This window comes from Bacillus sp. GS3m_15504 (assembly GCF_055825275.1).
Genome location: NZ_JBVVNL010000037.1, coordinates 1 through 264 on the forward strand (window position 1 = coordinate 1; position 264 = coordinate 264).

Consider the following 264-nt stretch of genomic DNA (forward strand, 5'->3'; position numbering starts at 1 on the left):
CTCCTGCGTGACAGGCAGGCATGTTAACCACTACACCACGGGACCATTTGGTTGCGGGGACAGGATTTGAACCTGCGACCTTCGGGTTATGAGCCCGACGAGCTACCGTGCTGCTCCACCCCGCGATGATATAAATAGCTTGGCGACGTCCTACTCTCACAGGGACAAGGTCCCAACTACCATCGGCGCTAGAGAGCTTAACTTCCGTGTTCGGTATGGGAACGGGTGTGACCTCTCTGCCATCATCACCAAACTATTGAAGGC

The 264-nt window shown here is 55.3% G+C and carries 1 tRNA gene and 1 rRNA gene; both read right to left on the reverse strand.

Annotated elements, in window-relative coordinates:
* Positions 1-48: 48 nt before the first annotated feature.
* Positions 49-125: transfer RNA gene (locus AC0L0O_RS30075), tRNA-Met, on the reverse strand.
* A gap of 12 nt (positions 126-137) precedes the next feature.
* Positions 138-253 (reverse strand): 5S ribosomal RNA (gene rrf, locus AC0L0O_RS30080).
* Positions 254-264: the final 11 nt, after the last annotated feature.